This is a genomic window from Amycolatopsis sp. A1MSW2902, from assembly GCF_017312175.1.
Lineage (GTDB): Bacteria > Actinomycetota > Actinomycetes > Mycobacteriales > Pseudonocardiaceae > Amycolatopsis > Amycolatopsis nivea.
Genome location: NZ_QJPO01000003.1, coordinates 578,381 through 596,159 on the forward strand (window position 1 = coordinate 578,381; position 17,779 = coordinate 596,159).

Annotated in this window: 12 protein-coding genes; 7 read left to right on the plus strand and 5 right to left on the minus strand. The window is 70.2% G+C overall.

Going from position 1 to position 17,779, the window contains the following annotated elements:
- Window positions 1–649: 649 nt before the first annotated feature.
- Complete coding sequence (locus tag DMP23_RS45560; protein WP_337824962.1) at window positions 650–1,870, minus strand: MFS transporter; 1,221 nt, start codon at window positions 1,868–1,870, stop codon at window positions 650–652.
- Window positions 1,871–2,396: 526 nt separating this feature from the next.
- Here DMP23_RS45560 and DMP23_RS45565 point away from each other — a divergent pair.
- The 3 genes from DMP23_RS45565 to DMP23_RS45575 all read left to right on the plus strand — a co-directional run bounded on the left by DMP23_RS45565 (window position 2,397) and on the right by DMP23_RS45575 (window position 7,658).
- Complete coding sequence (locus DMP23_RS45565; protein ID WP_134731018.1) at window positions 2,397–3,809, plus strand: FAD-dependent monooxygenase; 1,413 nt, start codon at window positions 2,397–2,399, stop codon at window positions 3,807–3,809.
- A 462-nt stretch (window positions 3,810–4,271) separates the two neighbouring features.
- On the plus strand, window positions 4,272–5,312 hold the full coding sequence (locus DMP23_RS45570) for an ArsR/SmtB family transcription factor (RefSeq protein ID WP_337824963.1): 1,041 nt from the start codon (window positions 4,272–4,274) through the stop codon (window positions 5,310–5,312).
- A gap of 81 nt (window positions 5,313–5,393) precedes the next feature.
- On the plus strand, window positions 5,394–7,658 hold the full coding sequence (locus tag DMP23_RS45575; RefSeq protein ID WP_337824964.1) for a protein kinase domain-containing protein: 2,265 nt from the start codon (window positions 5,394–5,396) through the stop codon (window positions 7,656–7,658).
- Window positions 7,659–7,677: 19 nt separating this feature from the next.
- On the opposite strand, the gene DMP23_RS45580 is transcribed toward DMP23_RS45575, so the two are convergent.
- Complete coding sequence (locus DMP23_RS45580) at window positions 7,678–8,673, minus strand: amidohydrolase family protein (RefSeq protein ID WP_337824965.1); 996 nt, start codon at window positions 8,671–8,673, stop codon at window positions 7,678–7,680.
- A 106-nt stretch (window positions 8,674–8,779) separates the two neighbouring features.
- Between DMP23_RS45580 and DMP23_RS45585 the strand changes: the two genes are divergently transcribed.
- The 4 genes from DMP23_RS45585 (at window position 8,780) to DMP23_RS45600 (ending at window position 14,771) form a co-directional block, all read left to right on the plus strand.
- Complete coding sequence (locus tag DMP23_RS45585; RefSeq protein ID WP_275292838.1) at window positions 8,780–9,691, plus strand: LysR family transcriptional regulator; 912 nt, start codon at window positions 8,780–8,782, stop codon at window positions 9,689–9,691.
- Window positions 9,692–9,861: 170 nt separating this feature from the next.
- Window positions 9,862–10,761, plus strand: a complete 900-nt coding sequence (locus tag DMP23_RS45590; RefSeq protein WP_337824966.1) for an aminoglycoside phosphotransferase family protein — start codon at window positions 9,862–9,864, stop codon at window positions 10,759–10,761.
- An 819-nt stretch (window positions 10,762–11,580) separates the two neighbouring features.
- Window positions 11,581–12,933 carry an amino acid permease gene (locus tag DMP23_RS45595; protein ID WP_051728983.1) on the plus strand — a complete coding sequence of 451 codons (1,353 nt, stop codon included), beginning with the start codon at window positions 11,581–11,583 and terminating at the stop codon, window positions 12,931–12,933.
- Between the two features lie 53 nt (window positions 12,934–12,986).
- Window positions 12,987–14,771, plus strand: a complete 1,785-nt coding sequence (locus DMP23_RS45600; protein WP_337824967.1) for a serine/threonine-protein kinase — start codon at window positions 12,987–12,989, stop codon at window positions 14,769–14,771.
- Here the strand turns inward: DMP23_RS45600 and DMP23_RS45605 are convergent.
- The 3 genes from DMP23_RS45605 to DMP23_RS45615 form a co-directional block, all read right to left on the minus strand.
- On the minus strand, window positions 14,768–15,574 hold the full coding sequence (locus DMP23_RS45605) for a M15 family metallopeptidase (protein ID WP_337824968.1): 807 nt from the start codon (window positions 15,572–15,574) through the stop codon (window positions 14,768–14,770). The genes DMP23_RS45600 and DMP23_RS45605 overlap by 4 nt on opposite strands.
- Before the next feature lie 74 nt (window positions 15,575–15,648).
- Complete coding sequence (locus tag DMP23_RS45610) at window positions 15,649–16,548, minus strand: MBL fold metallo-hydrolase (protein WP_037813090.1); 900 nt, start codon at window positions 16,546–16,548, stop codon at window positions 15,649–15,651.
- 114 nt (window positions 16,549–16,662) lie between these two features.
- Window positions 16,663–17,571, minus strand: a complete 909-nt coding sequence (locus tag DMP23_RS45615; RefSeq protein ID WP_337824969.1) for a hypothetical protein — start codon at window positions 17,569–17,571, stop codon at window positions 16,663–16,665.
- Window positions 17,572–17,779 lie beyond the last annotated feature (208 nt).

A 17,779-nucleotide genomic window follows, 5' to 3' on the forward strand; every position in this document is an offset into this window, starting at 1 on the left:
ACCTCCCGGCCGCGCCCGGAACCGTTTCCGACTGCTCCGACCAGCGTAAACCCGTCATTATCCCGGCCGCCTCGACAATGATCGAAACCGCCGAAGTAGTGCCAACGGACGCTGCCGTTGCCCCGACCGCAGCAACATCACCGCCGCGAGCGGAAGTTCCGTCGTTTCCCGGAAAACGATCACCTTCCGCCTTCCCTTAACCGCTTCCGGACAGCTAGCGGGACAAGTCGATCAGGAAGAATCGGCGATTCGCTCCGCTAAACCTCACCCGATCACCGGAAAATTCCGCCGACTCCCCTCCGCGCGGAATTCGCCGCCCTCCCCGCACGACCACACGAATGGCGCGCGACGGCAGTAGCCCTTACCCCCGGGTAACTCGCCGCACTTCCCGTCGTTCCGCCACGAGACCGCCACAGTCGATTCCGGCATGAGCACCTCCGCCCGCACAGTCGCCCCCGCCACCGGAAACGTTGCACCTTCTCCGAGACCAATAACCGAACAGCGGAACCCCGCTTCCAACTGTCGGCAAGCTGTCAATAAGATGCATATTCCGCAGCATTTCCGACCGCACAGATCGGTAAAAGGGAACCATCGGGCCGATTGCCCACGAATTGACTATCGCCCACTGTCCACTCAGGACAGACGAGCCTCACTCCGCGGGCTTCCCGCCGCGCATCGCCGAAAGCAGCACCGGCAGCGCCACGACCAGCGCGATCCCCCGCACGGCACCGGCCACCGGATACGCCGCCCGGATGCCGAGCACGTCCGCGACCAGCCCGCCGGCCAGCGATCCCAGCGGCATCAAACCCCAGCCCAGCATCCGGTAGACGCTGTGCACGCGCCCGCGCAGTTCCTGCGGCACCGCCTGCTGGCGCAGGCTGACCGTGACCACGCTCCAGAGCGTCGTCGCAAACCCGTTGAAACCCAGCAAAGCCCCGAGAACGGCCGCATTCGGACTGGCGCCGATGAGCACGAAGATCACGATGTTGGCGATCAACGCGGTCAACAACGCCTGCAGCGCCCCAATTTTCGCCACGACGCGCGCGTTGACCATCCCGCCGAGCACACTGCCCGCCGCGGCCCCCGCGAGCAGCACGCCGTAACCGCGCTCGCCGACGTGCAAGGTCTGCGTCGCGAGCAGCACGACTGTCACATTGCCAAGCTGGTAGCAGAACGTGTTCACCGCCAGCAGCCCGGCCAACGTCCGCAGCAACCGGTGCCGCCCGAGCCACCGCACCCCCTCCACCACCGCGACCCGGACCGGCGGCTGCACCCCGCGCGGCGCCGGACGGCGAGGCAAGGTCGCCAGCAACGCGGCGGACGCCACGAACGACACCGCGTCCACCCCGAACGGCAACGCCGCCGCCCCCGCGAACAGCAGACTCCCGATCGGCGGCCCGACGAACAACTGCCCCGCGTTGGCGACCGCGTACTGACTGCCGTTCGCCCGGTGCAACTGCGCCTCGGACACCAGGTCCGGCAGCACCGCGAGCGACGCGTTGGCGAACACGACCTCGCACGCACTGAGCCCGAACCCCATGGCCGCGAGCCCCGCGATGTCGATCCGCCCCAGCCCGATCAGCACGGCGACCACCGCGACGATCACCGCTTGAAGCGCCTGCGACCGCCAGAGGAGACTGACTCGGTCGCGCCGATCCACGAGCGCCCCCGCGGGCAAGGAGAGCAGCAGCCAGGGAAGGTAGGTCGCGGCCGAGACGACCGAGACCTGCACCGGATCGCGCGTGAGCGTGACCGTCAGCAGCGGGACCGCCGCGGAGAAGATCCCGTCCCCCACGTTGTCCACCGCAGAGGCCCACCACAACCGCCAGTACGCGGCGGGGAGCTTGGCTTTGGGGTCGCTGTGCTTCATGTTCGGGAGGGTTCCTGAGTCGAACATGTGTTCGCCATCATGTAGACTGGAGCTACATCGACGATGGCTGGAACCTCTTCGTATTTCGCTTGCCGCAAGATCCGGGGTGCCGCAGACTGGCGCGGCCGATGCCAAGTCCTGCGCGAATCCCGACTCAGCCCGACGCGTCCTTACCTGGGCGTGCCTGCCGTCGTGGGGTCGCGATGCCGGGATGCGCGGTTGTCGCGATCGCCGCGGTTGAACGGGCGGCGGTTGGACGCACCGCAGTCAGCCACGCACTGATCGAGCGGACCCCAGCCAGGCTCTCTCCCATCAGACGCGCCGCTGCCAACCGCGCAAACTGCGGCAAGGCGCGCGCCAGCCAAGGCCCCGCTGAGCGAACTGCGGCTACGCGGCCACGGGCCAAGCGGGCCACGGCCGCGTGCATCCCAGCTCAACGGGCATCAGCAGAGCGCCGCGCAACTGACCGACCGGCGACTGTTCCCATCGCACCGAACCGCACGTCACCTGAACGAACGGATGCTTCATGATCGACGCAATCATCGCCGGCTGCGGTCCCACCGGCGCGACGCTCGCCGCCGAGCTGCGGTTGCACGGCGTGCGGGTTCTCGTGCTGGAGAAGGAAACCGAGCCGGTCCCGCTGGCCCGGATCGTCAGCCTGCACATCCGCAGCCTCGAGCAACTCGCGATGCGCGGGCTGCTGGAGCGGCTCCTGCCGCACGGACGGCAACGTCCGGTCGGCGGCATTTTCGCTGGCATCCCCGCACCCCCGCCCGCGGACCTCGACACCGCGTATCTGCTGGGCATCCCCCAACCGGTCGTCGTCCGGGAGCTCGAGGAACACGCCATCGAACTGGGCGCGGAGGTCCGGCACGGCTGCGCGATCGCCGGGTTCGAGCAGGACGAGGACGGAGTGACCGTCGAACTGGCTGACGGCGAACAGCTGCGAGCGAAGTACCTCGTCGGCTGCGACGGCGCGCGCAGCACCGTGCGCAAACTGCTCGGCGTCGGCTTCCCGGGCGAACCCTCGCGGACCGAAACCCTGATGGGCGAGATGCCCGCGTCCGCGCCGCCGGAGGAGATCGCCGCCAAGGTGGCCGAGGTCCGGCAGGCCAACAAGCGGTTCATGCTGGGGCCGGTCGAGGAAGGCGTCTACCGCGTCGTGGTACCTGCCGCCGGGCTCAGCTCCGAACCGCCCGTTCTCGAAGACTTCCAAGAACAACTGCGCGCCCTCGCCGGCACCGATTTCGGCGTGCACTCCCCGCGCTGGCTGTCCCGCTTCGGTGACGCCACCCGGCTGGCCGACCGATACCGCGTCGGCCGGGTGCTGCTGGCAGGCGACGCCGCGCACATCCACCCGCCCACCGGCGGACAAGGCCTCAACCTGGGCGTGCAGGACGCGTTCAACCTCGGCTGGAAGCTCGCCGCGCAGATCCGCGGCTCGGCCCCCGACTCCCTGCTCGACACCTACCAGGCCGAACGCCATCCGGTCGCCGCAGACGTCCTCGACAACACCCGCGCCCAGATGGAACTGTCGTCCGCCGAAGCAGGACCGCGGGCCGTGCGCAAGCTGCTCGCCGAACTGATGGACATCGATGAGGTCAACCGCCGCCTGATCGGGAAAATCACCGCGATCGACCTCCGCTACGACTTCGGCAAAGGCCCCGACCTGCTCGGCCACCGTCTCCCCGACCTCGACCTCAAGCAAGGCCGCCTCTACGACCGCCTCCACCAGGGCCGCGCACTGGTGCTGGACCGCACCGAACGACTGACCGTCGACGGCTGGACAGACCGGGTCGACCTCCTCGCCGACCCCGCCGCCGCCCTGGACGCCCCGGCCGTCCTGCTCCGCCCCGATGGTTATATCGCCTGGATCGGCGAGGACCAGCAGGAGCTGAACCACCAGCTCGCCCGGTGGTTCGGCCGGAGTGCTGCATAACGAGGGCGTCGCCGAACCAGCTGGAACCGGGCTTCCCGCCCCGCTGGTTCGGCTAGTTCGTCCCTTGGCGACCGCACTGCCGCATAAACCGACGAGAAGCAGCAAGGTCCTCGACCACCCCGCCCGCTGAAAGACCGGCAGCCCAGACCGGCGAAGGCGAGACCTCTACGACCTGGCCGCTGAAAGCCACCCGGGACCGGCAAAGGCGAGTCCTTAACCGCCGCACCCGCTGAGAAGCCACCCCTGACCGGGGAAGGCAAGGCCACAGCCTCGCAGGATGAAAGACCACGCCTGGACCGGCGAAGGCAAGACCACAACCACCGCACCCACAGAAAAACCACCCCGGACCAGCGAAGACAAGACCTCACCCGCCCGCCCTCAAGCGCGGCCCCTCGACCAGCGAAGGCCAAACCCCGCCCGCCGGTTCCCCGAACAAGCCGCCTTCTGCCGCATAATCGCGACGTGCCGCTCACCCTCGATCTGAGCACCGGCGACCTCGCGGGCACCAGGCTCGCTGTCTCGCCGCTGTCCGAAACTGTCTCCGGCCTGCAGGCCCTCGCCGGGTGCTGGGGCCGGGCGCGGCACGAACGCTGGACCCGCTGGGCCGCCGCACAACTCGCCGCGCAGCCGCTGGACCTCCGGCTGACCTGGCCGTTGCTGGTCACCGGCCGGGCCAGTTGGCCGCAGTTCCTCCTGCCCGCCCCGGCGCGCGCGGCTAGCACGATCGACGAGGCGCTCGCCGCGATGTGCCGGACCACCCCGGGCGAGGTCCGGCGAAGTCTGCACGGCGTCTTCGGCGATCGCCTGCCAGGCCCGGCCCAGGCGCTCGCCGACGACCCTGCGGCCGGGTTGCGCGCCATCGCTGCCGAATTGCGCCAGGCGCACGACCGCCTGATCGCACCGCACTGGGCCCGGCTGCGCGCGGTCCTCGACGCCGACATCGCCTACCGCGCCAAACAATGGGCCGACGGCGGCGCGGGCCGTCTGTTCACCGACCTGCACGCCAGGCTGAACTGGCACGACGGCCGCCTCGTCCTCGACGGCGACAACCGTCCTTCGCCCGGACGCCCCGTCGGCGGGCTGGTCCTCTCCCCCGTCGTGCTCGGGCCGCCGTGGGTGATGATCAAACTGCACACCACCACCCAGACCACGATCCGCTACCCGGCGCGAGGCAGCGGTGCACTGTGGACAGCCGACGAGCGCCGTCCTGCCGGGCACGCGGTCCGCCTTCTGGGCCGGCGTCGCGCCGAACTGCTGGAGGCCCTGCGCTCCCCCGCCACGACCACCGACCTCGCCGAAGCCTTGCACGTGTCGCCGAGCGCGGTTTCGCAGCACCTCCGGGTCCTGCGCGACAACGGCCTGGTCACCGGGCAGCGGTCCGGTCGCACGGTCCGCTACCGCACCACCGAGCAAGGAATCCGCCTCCTGAGCCCCGGTTCGCCGACACATCAGCACCCCGAGGCGCGTCCAGTTTCGGATCCCACGACCGAGGCACAAATGTGACAACTCCACTCCGGATGCCACATCTCCGGAGTACGATCTCGCCGACCGCGACCAGCCTCGCGGAGAGGGGAAGCGGCGGGGATGAGCGACTGGCGGGTGCCCGGGTTCACTGAGGTCGACGTGCTCGGCGTGGGCGGCTTCGGCCGCGTCGTGCTGGCCAAGCACCAGGAATCCGGCCGGATGGTGGCGATCAAGTACCTCCTCGCGGAGTACCTCGCCGACCCGGACATCGCGGCGGGGTTCCGGCGCGAGGCGTGGCTGCTGTCCGGCGTCCGCAGCCCGCACGTCGTGCGGTTGTTCGACTTCGTCGAAACACCGCAGGGCGCCGCGCTGGTGATGGAGGCCGTGCCCGGCGTGTCCCTGCGCGCGCTTCTGGCGACGGAGAACGTCCTCGAACCGGAATCCGCGCTGGCCATCCTCAAGGGCTCGCTGCTCGGACTCGCCGACGCGCACGCCGCCGGGGTCGTCCACCGCGACTACAAACCGGGAAACGTGCTGGTGTCGCAAGAAGGCCAGTCGAAACTGGTCGACTTTGGACTGGCCACTTTGGACGGCCACAATGGACTTACCGCCGGGTCGCCGTCGTACATGGCACCCGAGCAGTGGGCCGGACAACCGGGCCAGCCCGCCACCGACGTGTACGCCGCCACTTGCGTGTTCTACCAATGCATCACCGGACACCAGCCGTTCGAGGCGACCACCACGGACGAACTGCGCTCGCTGCACCAGATGGCGCCGGTGCCGCTGGACGCGGTACCCGAGAAACTCCGGCCGCTGATCGCGCGCGGCATGGCCAAGGACCCGGCGTGGCGACCGTCCACAGCGGACGCTTTCGTGTCCGAATTGGAAACCGTCGCCCGCAAGGCCTACGGAAAGAACTGGGAGAAGCGCGGCTGGAAGCGCCTGGCCGCCGCGTCCGCCGCCCTGACCGCGCTCACTCCGCTGGCCCTCCTGGCCACCGCGGGCACCGCCGCCGCGCCGATCGGAGCGGGCGCCGGCGCGGTCGCGGCCGGAGCCGGGGTGCCGACCGCCACGGGCACCGGAGCCGGGGCGACCGCGGTGATCGTCGGCAAGGTCGTCGCGGTGCTGGTGGTCGTCAGCGCACTGGTCACCGGCGGAATCCTGGTCTTCAACCGCCAGGACGACCCGCCCGCGCCCGCGGCGCTCACCGTCGCGATGCAGACCGATTCCGGCCGCGACCAAGCCCTCCCGATCACCTACGACCTCCAGTATCCGCAAGTGTCCGGCGGACCGGACGCCGCGGTGCGGAAACGCGTCAACGACGCTTTGCGCGCCCCGATCGACAAACGGCTGAAGGCCATCCGCGACGCACGCGCCAATCCGGACTGGCGGCAGCAGTTCACCGACACCGGGGACACGCCCGCGGCGCACACGACCGCGCAGATCCTGCTGCAGACGCCGAGCCTGCTTTCCGTTCGCTACGACCACGGTCTCGATTCGAATGTCCTCTCCCACACGACCTGGCGTTTCCCGGAAACCGTGAACGTCGACCTCGCCACCGGGAACCCGCTCGGCCCCCAGGACATGTTCCGGCCCGAAGCGCTGACCGCGGCCGGGATGAAAACGCTGACCGACCGCATCGACCCGCACACCCAGGCCGGTTTCTGCCGGGAGCCGACCGTCGGCTACGACACCGGCCGGAAAACCACCGTCGACGCGGCGGACCGGGTTCCCGGCCGCGGGCACGTGCCCGCGCCGCCGATCGGATTCACCAAGACCGGGGTCCAGTTCGAAATGGTGTGGTACGAACTGGGATGCATCATGGCGGCCGGAAAAGAAACGGTCGTCCTCCCCTATTCCGAGATCAGCGACCTGCTGCAACCGAAATTCCTGACAATGCTGGGCGTCGGAGCGACTTCCCCGGCGCCCTCGACGCCGTCTTCGTCTGCTCCGGCGGCCAGCACCACCTACACCAACCCCCGGTTCGGCTTCACCACACGCGTTCCCCAGGGATATACCGCGGCACCGTACAGCCCGGAAAACGGCGACGGAATGACGTTCGCCAACAAGCCACTCCACGCGACCATGACCGTCTGGGGCACCAACTCAGGCGGCCGCACCGTCGCCGCCGCACTGGCCGACGCGGCCGCCGAGACGGAAGCACAGTCCGGCCGGGTGACCTACCGCAAGGACGAAGGCGACCACTACTCGATTTCCGGCTATCAAAGCGACGGAATGATCTTCTACGAGATAGGTTTCTCCGGCCCCGGGTCGACGGCGACACTGCGCTGGGTCTATCCGCGCGAGCACAAAGCCGAACTCGACGCGCCGGTGAGCACTACCGCGGAGGCCTTCCGTCCGGGAGACCTCTCCCAGCCGCACTGACCCTCGGCCGCGAAAGGAATCAGCCGAGACCGAGCAGCGCGTCGGCATTTCCGTGGGCGATCTTTTCCTGATCCTCATGGGAAAGATGCGATTCGGTCAGGAACGACACGGCGCCCTCGTTGCCGAGCATCGGGAAATCGACGGAATGGAGGATCCGGTCGGCGCCGACCGTGTCCGCGCAGTATCGGAGCTGGGCCTGGCTGAACATGCCGCTCGGGGTGATGAACACGTTGTCCCGGAAGTACTCGCGGAAGGTCCGGTCGAGCTTGGTCATCCGCCGGGGCATGCTCTCGTCCAGCCGGTCGAGGTAGAACGGGATGAATTCGCCCCAGTGGCCGAGGATGAACTGCAGCCCCGGATAACGGTCGAGAACCCCGGTGAGCACCAGGTGCAGGAAGTGCACGGCGGTTTCCTGATGCCATCCCCACGCGGGGAGCCGGAGCGCCGCCGACACCGCGGGCGAGAGCCCTCCGGCGTAATCGGCTTCGCTGACCGCCACCGGCGGCGGGGCCGGGTGCAGGTAGATCGGCACGGACAGGTCGCTGGCGGCGCGCAGAATGGGATCGAAGCGCGGCTCGTCCAGGAATTCGTCGTCGGTGCGCCCCATGATCATCGTGCCGACGAAGCCCAGTTCGCCGACGCACCGGCGCAATTCGTCCGCCGCGGCGGCGGGGACGGCCGTCGGCAGGGTGGCGAACGCGGCGAACCGGCCGGGAAACGCCGCGACCGCTTCGGCCATGGTGTCGTTGGCCGCGGCGGTCAATTCCGGTGCGACGTCCGCCGGAAGGAAAGTGTTGACCAGCGAGAGAACCTGCGTGGTGATGCCGTGCCGGTCCATGTCGGCGATCCGGGCGGCGCCCAGGTCCGCCAGGAGTTCGGGATACCGCGGGTACGGCATCCCGGTGTCCGGGTCGAACGCCGCGGCGTAGCCGGGCACGTGGTTCAGCAGATTCGGCATGCCGGCGGCGGTCACCGCCGGGTCGGTCCAGTGTTCTTCGAGCGTGACAATCCGCATCGCTGCCCCTGTTCGTCGGTCTGTCCCTCCACGATGGCCCCGAGCGAGCGATAAGCTCAAACACTTGTTTCTGATTCACTGATCAGTCCTGCTGATAGGAGACGGGATGGAGCTGCGGCACCTGCGCTATTTCGTCGCGGTGGCCGAGGAGGGCGGGTTCAGCGCGGCCGCGCGCACGCTGCACGTCGTCCAGCCCACGCTGAGCATGCAGATCCGGGACCTGGAGCACGAACTCGGCGGGCCGTTGTTCGAGCGCACCGGACGGCGGCCCCGGCTCACCCCGGCCGGCCAGGCGTTCCTGATCGAAGCGCGGCAAGTGCTCGCCCAGGCCGGACGCGCACAGGACGCCGCGCGGTCCGCCCTGCGCGGCGAGACCGGGAGCGTCCGGATCGGCGTGGCGGGCGCCGTGGTGTTCGGCGGCCTCCTGGCCGGTCTGATCCGCGAGTTCCACGAGGCACGCCCGCTGGTCCGGATCGAGCTGCGGGAGGCGGGGCCGCAGGTTCAGCGCACCGCGATCCTCGCCGGCGAACTGGACGTCGGGTTCAGCGCGCTCCCGGCTCCGCCCGGCGAACCGCGGCTGGCCTCGGCTCCGGCCAGCTCGGTGTCGTTTCTGGTCGCGCTGCCCGCCGGGCACCGCCTCGCCCGGCACCGGACGCTGACCGTCGAGCAGCTCGCCGGGGAGGAACACATCGAGTACATCATCGGCGACGGCGACCTCGCGCCGCCGTGGCCGCGTCGGCGCGAGGCGGACCCGCCGTCCCGTTTTCGCGCCGACAGCACGCTGAGCGTGCTGGCACTGATCGCCGCGAAGGTGGGCATCGCGGTGGTCCCGGCGGGCGTGGAACGGGCCGCGGTTCCGGAAGTCGTGTACCGGCCGTTGGCCGAACCCGGCCGCGCGACCGACTTCCACTTGTTGCACCGCAGCACCGAACCGGCACCGGCGGTGGCCGCTTTCGTGAACGCCTGCCGTCAGCCGTCGGCGCTCCGGCCGGGGCTTCCGGGCCGGGCGGACCCGTGAGTCAACCGGTTGGCTCGGGCGCGCGATGCGGCTCCGCGTGTGCCCAGGGAAACCCTTGAGGGGCAAGCCTTTCCCGATGCCTCGGGTGCGAAATCCAGTGGACGGACACCGGACGGCGTGGTCTGATCGAGGCGAACGTCCCGGGCGTGCGGGGCACCTGACCGAGAGACTTGCCTTTGCCCGCAACGCACTCCGCCGACGAAACCTTGGTCAAGCGCCTCCTGATTGCGCAACTGCCCGAACTGGCCGCCCTCCCGCTGTCGCGGCTCGAACCGGCCGGTTCGGACAACGTCCTCTACCGGCTCGGGGACGAGTTGTCCGTGCGCCTGCCGCGCGGCGAGTGGGCGGCGGGGCAGCCGGAGAAGGAATCCCGGTGGCTCCCCCGGCTCGCGCCGCACCTGCCGCTTGCGATTCCCGAGCCGATCGCGCTCGGGACGCCGGGCGAAGGCTATCCGTGGCACTGGTCGGTGTCCCGGTGGCTGCCGGGCTCGCCCCCGGACATCGGCGGGCTCGCCTGCCCGGACCGGATCGCGGCCGAACTGGCGCGGTTCGTCGCGGCGCTCCACCGGATCCCCGCCGATCCCTCGCTCGCCGCCGGACCGCACAACGGGTTCATCGGCGCACCGCTCGCCCGCCGGGACGCCGAAACGCGCGCCGCGATCGCCGAGACCGCCGACGTCTTCGACAGCGCCGCACTGACCGCGGTCTGGGACGCCGCGCTCGCCGCACCGCCGTGGCGGCACCCGCCGGTGTGGGTGCACGGCGACCTGCACCCGGGCAATCTCCTGCTGGCGGACGGACAGATCAGCGCCGTCCTCGACTTCGGCGGACTAGGCGTCGGCGATCCGGCTTGCGACGCGCTGATCGCATGGACGCTCCTCCCGCCTTCGGCTCGGGAGATCTTTCGCGCGGAGTCGGGCCTCGACGAGGACAGCTGGACGCGCGGGCACGGATACGCGTTGAGCACCGGACTCAACGCGTACACCGCTTATGCGGCAACGAATCCCCGCGTGGCCGCGAGCACGAAATACCAGATCACGGCGACGCTGGCGGACTTCCAGCGGGCCTGATTCCGCACCCCAGCTTGCCGATATCCGACAAATCCGGCACACACTGTTGCTCCATTCGGATGATCGACAACTTTCTCGCCCAGCATCCGCCCCCTGTCGCACCTAGCCTCGACGGACCCGGCGGCCGCAGACTGTCCCGCGTCAGCGAGGCCCGGCTCCGCGGCCGGTTCCGACATCGTTGTCGGCGGGGCGGCGCCGCGGGACGGCACGGCTGGACGAGAGGAAGATCGATCGATGGCTGATCGGATCACCGAAGAGGGCCAAGGCAGCCCGGAGAGCCCCCGCGAGGCGGCCTCGGGCGAGGCAGCGGCAGGGAATGCTGTCCCGGCGGAGGCTGCCGAGCGCACCGCGACCCCGTCCGAAGCCACCTCACGCACAACGTCCCCGGCCGGATCGGGCGCAGACGCGACCGCACACGCGGCGGCGCCGGGCGAGGCAACCGACCGCACGGCGACCCCAGCCGAAGCCACCTCGCGCACGACGTCCCCGGCCGAGTCGGGCGCAGGAGGCGCGACCACACGCGCGGCAACGCCGGCCGAGGCAACCAACCGCACGGCGACCCAGGCCGAGTCGAGCGCAGGAGGCGCGACCGCACAGGCGCCGACGCCGGGCGAAGCAACCGCCCGCACCGCGACCCCAGCCGAAGCCGCACCAGGCAAGGCGGCCGCAGGCGAGGCAATCTCAGGCGAAGCAGCCGCACCAGCGCACACAGCCCGCGAAACCTCAGCCACAGCCGAACCGCCCGCGAACACCCCCGAAGCAACCCCGCACCACACCACCCCTGGCACAGCAGCAACCTCCGCCAGCGACCCCAAAAAGCTGCGCTCCCGGCACATCACCATGATCGCCCTCGGCGGGATCATCGGGGCCAGCCTGTTCGTCGGCTCCGGCAACGTGGTCCGCGCCGTCGGGCCCGCCGCCGTCGTCTCCTATCTGATCGGCGGGCTGCTCGTCTTCCTCGCGATGCGGATGCTCGGCGAGATGGCCGCCGCGCGGCCCGCGATCGGGTCGTTCATGGAGTACGCCCGGGTGGGGCTCGGCGAGTGGGCGGGATATCTCGTCGGGTGGCTCTACTGGTACTACTGGATCGGCGTGATCGCGTTCGAGGCGGTCGTCGGCGGGTCCGTGCTCGGCGGGTGGTTCCCGGACGTGCCGCAGTGGGTGTTCTCGGTGGTGCTGCTGCTGTTCTTCACCACCACGAACCTGGTGTCCGCGCGGTCGTTCGGCGAGGTCGAGTACTGGCTGGCGAGCATCAAGGTCGCGGCGATCATCGTGTTCCTCGCGGTCGGCGCGCTGTTCGCGTTCGGGCTCTGGCCGAAGGCGAGCTTCTCGATCCCGAACCTCTGGCAGCACGGCGGCTTCGCGCCGAACGGCTGGTGGCCGGTGCTCAGCGGCGTCGCGATCGTGATTTTCTCCTACTTCGGCACCGAGATCGCGGTGATGGCGGCGGCCGAGTCCGAGGATCCGGCCAAGGGCGTGCGGCAGGCGGTCGTCACGGTGATCTGGCGGATCCTGCTGTTCTTCGTCGGCGGCGTGCTGCTGATCGTCACCATCGTCCCGTGGAACCAGCTGCCGAATCCCAAACAGGAGGGGCCGTTCGCGCACGCCTTCACGCTGTTCGGGCTGCCCGGCGCGGGTCTGGTGATGAACGCGGTCGTGCTCACCGCCGCGTGTTCGGTGCTCAATTCCGGGCTCTATTCCGCCGGACGCATGTTCTCCGCGCTCGCCGAGAAACGGCTGGCCCCGCGCGCGGTGGCGAAGAAGAGCAAATCCGGCGTGCCGGTCGTCGCGGTGGCGGCTTGCACGATCGGCGGCTACATCGCGGTCTTCGTCAACTTCGTCGCGCCCGACTCGGGCATCTTCGACTTCATCATGAACTCCGCCGGACTGGTCGCGCTGTTCGTGTACTCGTTCATCGCGTTCACCCAGATGCGGATGCGGCACAACATGACGCCGGAGGAACGCGCCGGGCTGAAGCTCAAGATGTGGCTGCACCCGTGGCTCGGCATCCTGACCGTCGTCGGCGTCGTGGCGATCATCGTGGTCATGCTGCTGACCGACGACTCCGCCCGCACCCAGGTGTGGACCAGCATCGTGTCGCTGGCCGTGATCGCCGCGTTCTGGCCGCTGGTGCGCAGGCAACTGCGCAAGAGCGCCGCGAAGGAGAACTGAGGACTCCGGGCGGCCGGAGGACAACCCGGGAACGCGCGGCTTAGGCTGTCGCGGTGACTGCGCCGCAGGTGATCGCCGGACGTTACCGGCTCGAGGAACGCCTCGGGGCCGGCGGGATGGGTGTCGTCTGGCGGGCGAGCGACCTCGAACTGCGCCGTACGGTCGCGCTCAAGCGTTCGCTCGACGGCGACGAACCGCAGATCCGCCGCGAGGCCCGGCTCGGCGCGGCGCTGCAGCATCCGAACATCGTCGCGGTGTACGACTCCGTTTCCGACGGCACCGACCGCTGGCTCGTCATGGAGTACCTCCCGGCGCGCAGCTTGGCCGAAATCGTGCACACCGACGGCGTCTTCGCTCCCGAACGGGCCGCGGCGATCGGCGTGCAGATCGCGTCCGCGCTCGCCGCGATGCACTCCCGCGGCATGGTGCATCGCGACCTCACCCCGGGCAACGTCCTGGTCGCCGACGACGGCACCGCCAAACTCGCCGACCTCGGCATCTCCCGCGGGCACGAGGTCACGCTCACCGACAGCGCCCGCGTCGGCGGCACCGCCGGGTACCTCGCGCCGGAGGTCGCGAACGGCGAAGCGGCCACCGCCGCGTCGGACGTCTTCTCGCTCGGGGCGACGCTGTTCGCAGCTGTCGAGGGCGCTTCTCCTTGGGGCAGCGGGGAAAACGGACCGTTCGCGCAACTGCGCCGAGCCGCGGAAGGAACTCCTGAGCCGCCGCGCAACGCTCGTGCGCTCGGGCCCGCGTTGCAGGCGATGCTCAGCCGTCAGCCGGAAAAACGCCCGACCGCGGTCGAGGTCGAGACCTTCCTGCGCGGTGCGCCAGTGCCGCGAGCGGCGAAGAAACCCCGGCGTCCCGTGATCATCGGCGCGGCGCTCGGCGCGGTTGTCCTTCTGGCGGCCGGGTTTCTGATCTTCACCCGCGACGACACCCCGCCCGCGAACGCGACCGCCGCGCCGCCGGCGCAAGACCTGTTAGGCGACCCGCGCACCGCGGATCCGTGCTCGCTGCTGTCGGTGAATTCCCTGAGCCAGTACGGCAAAGTCTTCCTCGAACCGAACCTCGGCACGTTCGCGCGCTGCGACCTGAACACGTCCCTGCCCGACCGCAGCGGCACGATCGTGACCAGCCTGGAACTGTCCGAACCGGAGCAGTACCCGCAGGTGCCGCCGGTCCGGGGGAAGCTCGGCGAGATCCGGCGGCCGAATCCCGACGCCGGGAAATGCCGTCGCTCCTTCACACTGCCGGACCTCTCGGTCGTCACGGTGAGTTCGGTCCGCTCCGACGGCGCGGCCGCACCGCAACTGTGCGCGATGGCGGACGCCGTCGTCGGGGACGCCTACGCCCGCGTCGCCCGCGGCCCGATCGCCCGCCGGGCCCAGCCGTTCCAGCCGGGTTCGCTGGCGCGGACCGACGCCTGCACGCTGGTGGACGACGCCACGCTCCGCCGGACCGCCGGACCGGACTACCCGGTCGACCGGCATTTCGCGAACTGGGCCTGCTCGTGGGGACACGACGCGAAGTCGGTCGACCTGTACTACGACCGCCAGTGGCCGCTGGCCGAGGATCCGCCGGACGGCCAGACGCGCACGACCGTCGGCGGACACCTCGCGTACGTCGATCCGCACGAGAGCGAAGGCGACACCTGCGACGTCACCCTCGTCCACCGCACCTACTCGCCGACGCTTCCGCCACTCGAAGGCACCCCGGAACAACGAGACGAAGTCGTACTCGTCGAGATGACCGACGAAGCCCGCAAAGGAAACCTCACCGCCATCTGCGACACAGCGAAATCCGTCGCCGCGGTCGTCGCGACCCGCCTGCCCTAGAACGGACGGCCGCTCAGCGAACGCCGCGAGATCGGGAAGTCGAAGTAGGTGTCCGGGAACGTCTCCGGCTGGAACGTGTAGTGCCACCATTCCTCGGGCAGGTTCTTGAACCCGGCCCGCTCCAGGCCGTGCAGCAGGAGCATCCGGTTTTCCCGTTGTTTCCCGACGATCCGCGGGTCGAGCGTGTGCGCGAGGGTGTCGAAGCAGTCGAAACCGGTGCCCATGTCGATCGAGTTGTCCGGGAATCGCTCGGCTTTCGGGCCATAGCACGGGGTCAGCGGCTCGCCGGGGCGGTACGGCCGGGTCGGGAACGCGGGGAGCCGGACGAGCGTCAGGTCGACCGTGCTTCCCCGGCTGTGGCCGGATTTCGCCGCGATGTAGCCGTCCGCGAAGAGCCGGTCCTTCTCCACGCGCGGGTAGAACTCGTCCTTCATCCGCAGGTCGGACAGGTCCTCGGCCCAGCGCACGAAGTTGTCGACCGCGCGCTGCGGGCGGTAGCAGTCGTAGACCTTGAGCGTGTAGCCCTGGCGCAGGAACGACAGCTGCGCCTTGTGCAGCGCGACGGCGGCGTCCCGGGTCAGGATGCACATCGGCTGCCGGTATCCGTCGACCGGCGCGCCGGTGAAGTTGTGCGGCGTGATGTACCGGATCTCCTGCACGATGGTCGGATCGACGTCGCGCAGGGCGACGAATTCGTGCGGTGCCTTGGGCTCCGGTGCGGCCGGCGCCGGCGGTGCGGCGACGAGACAGGTCAGCAGGCTCATCGCGGCGACTGCCAGGCCGCGCATCATCTTTCCGCGCATAGCCGGATTGCTTACCACAAGATCGCGCCGAAGTCCCCGGATGCGGAGCGAAACCGTACCCGGGGAAGACCGGCTCAGTAGTCCCACACCGCCGGCACGAAACGGAACGCGTTGCCCGCGACCGCCACGTGGCAGACGGACGGGAACGGCAGGTGCGTCGCCACCAGCTGCTCCCCGCTGGCGGCCAGCTCCGTCAAAAGCCGGACCCGGACCCGGGCCGATTCCTCGGGGTCGTGCTCGAACCCGTTGTACCAGTCCGGATTGTCGAACCCGGGCTGGAAGACCGCGTCACCGGCGAACGTCAGCCGTTCGCCGCGGGATTCCAGCCGGACGATGCTGTGGCCGGGGGTGTGCCCGCCGGTGCGGCAGATCCGCACGCCCGGCGCCACCTCGTGCTCGGTTTCGAACGGCCGCAGCTGGCCGCGGTACACGTCGAGGAACCGCGTGGCCGTCGTGCGCAGCACCTCCGGGATCGGCTCCGGCATGACCGTCCGCGAGAAATCGGGCGCCTGCCAGAATTCCGCCTCCGCCGACGCGAGGTGGACCTGCAGATCCTCGCGCAGCCGGCCGCGCAGGCCCTCGACGAGCAGCCCGCCGATGTGGTCCATGTGCAGGTGGGTGAGCACGACGTCGGTCACCGACGACGGGTCGATCCCGGCCGCGACGAGCCGCATCGCCAGCTGCCCGGCGCGCGGGAAGCCCGGGAATTCGGTGCCGAGGCCTGAATCGATCAGCACCGTCCGGCCGCCGCTGCGCACGACGGCGACGTTCAGCGGCCAGTCGATCATCTCCGGCGGCAGGAACATCTCGCGCAGCCACGCGGCCAGATCGGCACGGTCGGCGTTGGTGGCCAGCGTTTCGGCGGTGATCGGCAGCACGCCGTCGCTGATCACCAGCACTTCGATGTCGCCGACCTTCAGCGCGTACCGCGAAGGGACCGCCTCGTCGAGACGGGCGGAAGGGGCCAAGCTCATGGGTTCTCCTCGGGAGTCGCACAGCCAGATCGTCGGCTAAGACCGGACGACCGCCCGGTTTGTGACAACCCGCCGGAAAAAGGTGCTCTCGCCCAGGATCCGGTTCCGCGGCGATCAGGCCTGCGGAGCTTTCGACGCCCTCCGCACCACGCGCCGCTGACCGTCCGCGTGCAGCATGGGCTCGAACCGCGACCGGGCTTCCTCCGCCAGTTCGGCGCCGAGGTCCGCCTCGTACCGGCTCCCCGACGCGGCGATCCGCAACCGGTCGCCCCGCGTGCCGAGGCCGGTGATCCGGTTCCGCGCCACCGCCAGCAACTGGACGCCGTGCGTCAGCGGCCGCCGGCCCAGCACATGCCGGACCACCACCAGTTCCTGCCGGGTCAGCACAACGAACGCTGCGGGCCGGGATTGCTGCCACAGCCAGCGTTGCGGGAGTTCCGGTTCCGCGCCGAGGTAGCGCGTATGCCGGGGATGTCCGAGTGCCACCAACGGCGACGCCGGGAGCCGTTCCCAGCCGAGGGCGGGCGGGCCCGCGTGCGCCGGTTCCGGCGCGCCGGGGCGGTGCGCGCGCGAGCGGACGTGGGTCAGGAGGTCGGCGACCGCGGGCCAGGCCCACGAGCGGTAGCGGAAAACCAGTGTCGTACGGACACCGGTTAGCACCAGGCACGCGTGCTTCCCCGCCATCGCGTGCTCGACCGCGATCAGCTCCGGGTACGGGATCGCGCCGACGATGCGCGGGTACGGCAGGTCGTCGACCCACAGCGCCACCCCGCGCGCGCCCGCGCCCAGCGCCTGTTCCGGCGTCCACACCACGCCGTCGCTCGACGGCCGCGTCGCCGACGGGGCCAGGACCACCTCGCCCGGGCCGACCAGGTCCGCGAGGTCCTCCGCCGCCGCGCCCGGCCGGGACCAGCGGGAAGGCGGTTTGGTGTCGAGCCGGTCGGCGAGGTCGCGGCCGACCTGGATCTCCCACGGCTCGGCCGCGGCACTGAGCGCGGCCCGCGCACCGCCGATGCCGGACATGCGAGCCTCCTGCCGCCGCGGGAGCCGGGCCAGGCGCCCGGTGCTTCCAGCGTATACACCGCCGCGGAGCCGGTTCTCATTCCGGAGTTCGCCCGGGTGGGACCCAGATCACCCGAATGCCGCAACCAGCTTCGACGATGCGCCCGGGCCCGCCGCGCCCCTAGAATCGGCGGTGCGGCACCGGGGCCACACCGTCCTTTGTGGACAC

Bases quoted from the DNA above. Each gene is read 5' to 3' on its own strand.
- DMP23_RS45575 (WP_337824964.1), top strand. From the start codon at position 5,394: ATGAGCGACTGGCGGGTGCCCGGGTTCACTGAGGTCGACGTGCTCGGC.
- DMP23_RS45585 (WP_275292838.1), top strand. From the start codon at position 8,780: ATGGAGCTGCGGCACCTGCGCTATTTCGTCGCGGTGGCCGAGGAGGGC.
- DMP23_RS45605 (WP_337824968.1), bottom strand. From the start codon at position 15,574: ATGCGCGGAAAGATGATGCGCGGCCTGGCAGTCGCCGCGATGAGCCTG.
- DMP23_RS45580 (WP_337824965.1), bottom strand. From the start codon at position 8,673: ATGCGGATTGTCACGCTCGAAGAACACTGGACCGACCCGGCGGTGACC.
- DMP23_RS45560 (WP_337824962.1), bottom strand. From the start codon at position 1,870: ATGAAGCACAGCGACCCCAAAGCCAAGCTCCCCGCCGCGTACTGGCGG.
- DMP23_RS45615 (WP_337824969.1), bottom strand. From the start codon at position 17,571: ATGTCCGGCATCGGCGGTGCGCGGGCCGCGCTCAGTGCCGCGGCCGAG.
- DMP23_RS45565 (WP_134731018.1), top strand. From the start codon at position 2,397: ATGATCGACGCAATCATCGCCGGCTGCGGTCCCACCGGCGCGACGCTC.
- DMP23_RS45610 (WP_037813090.1), bottom strand. From the start codon at position 16,548: ATGAGCTTGGCCCCTTCCGCCCGTCTCGACGAGGCGGTCCCTTCGCGG.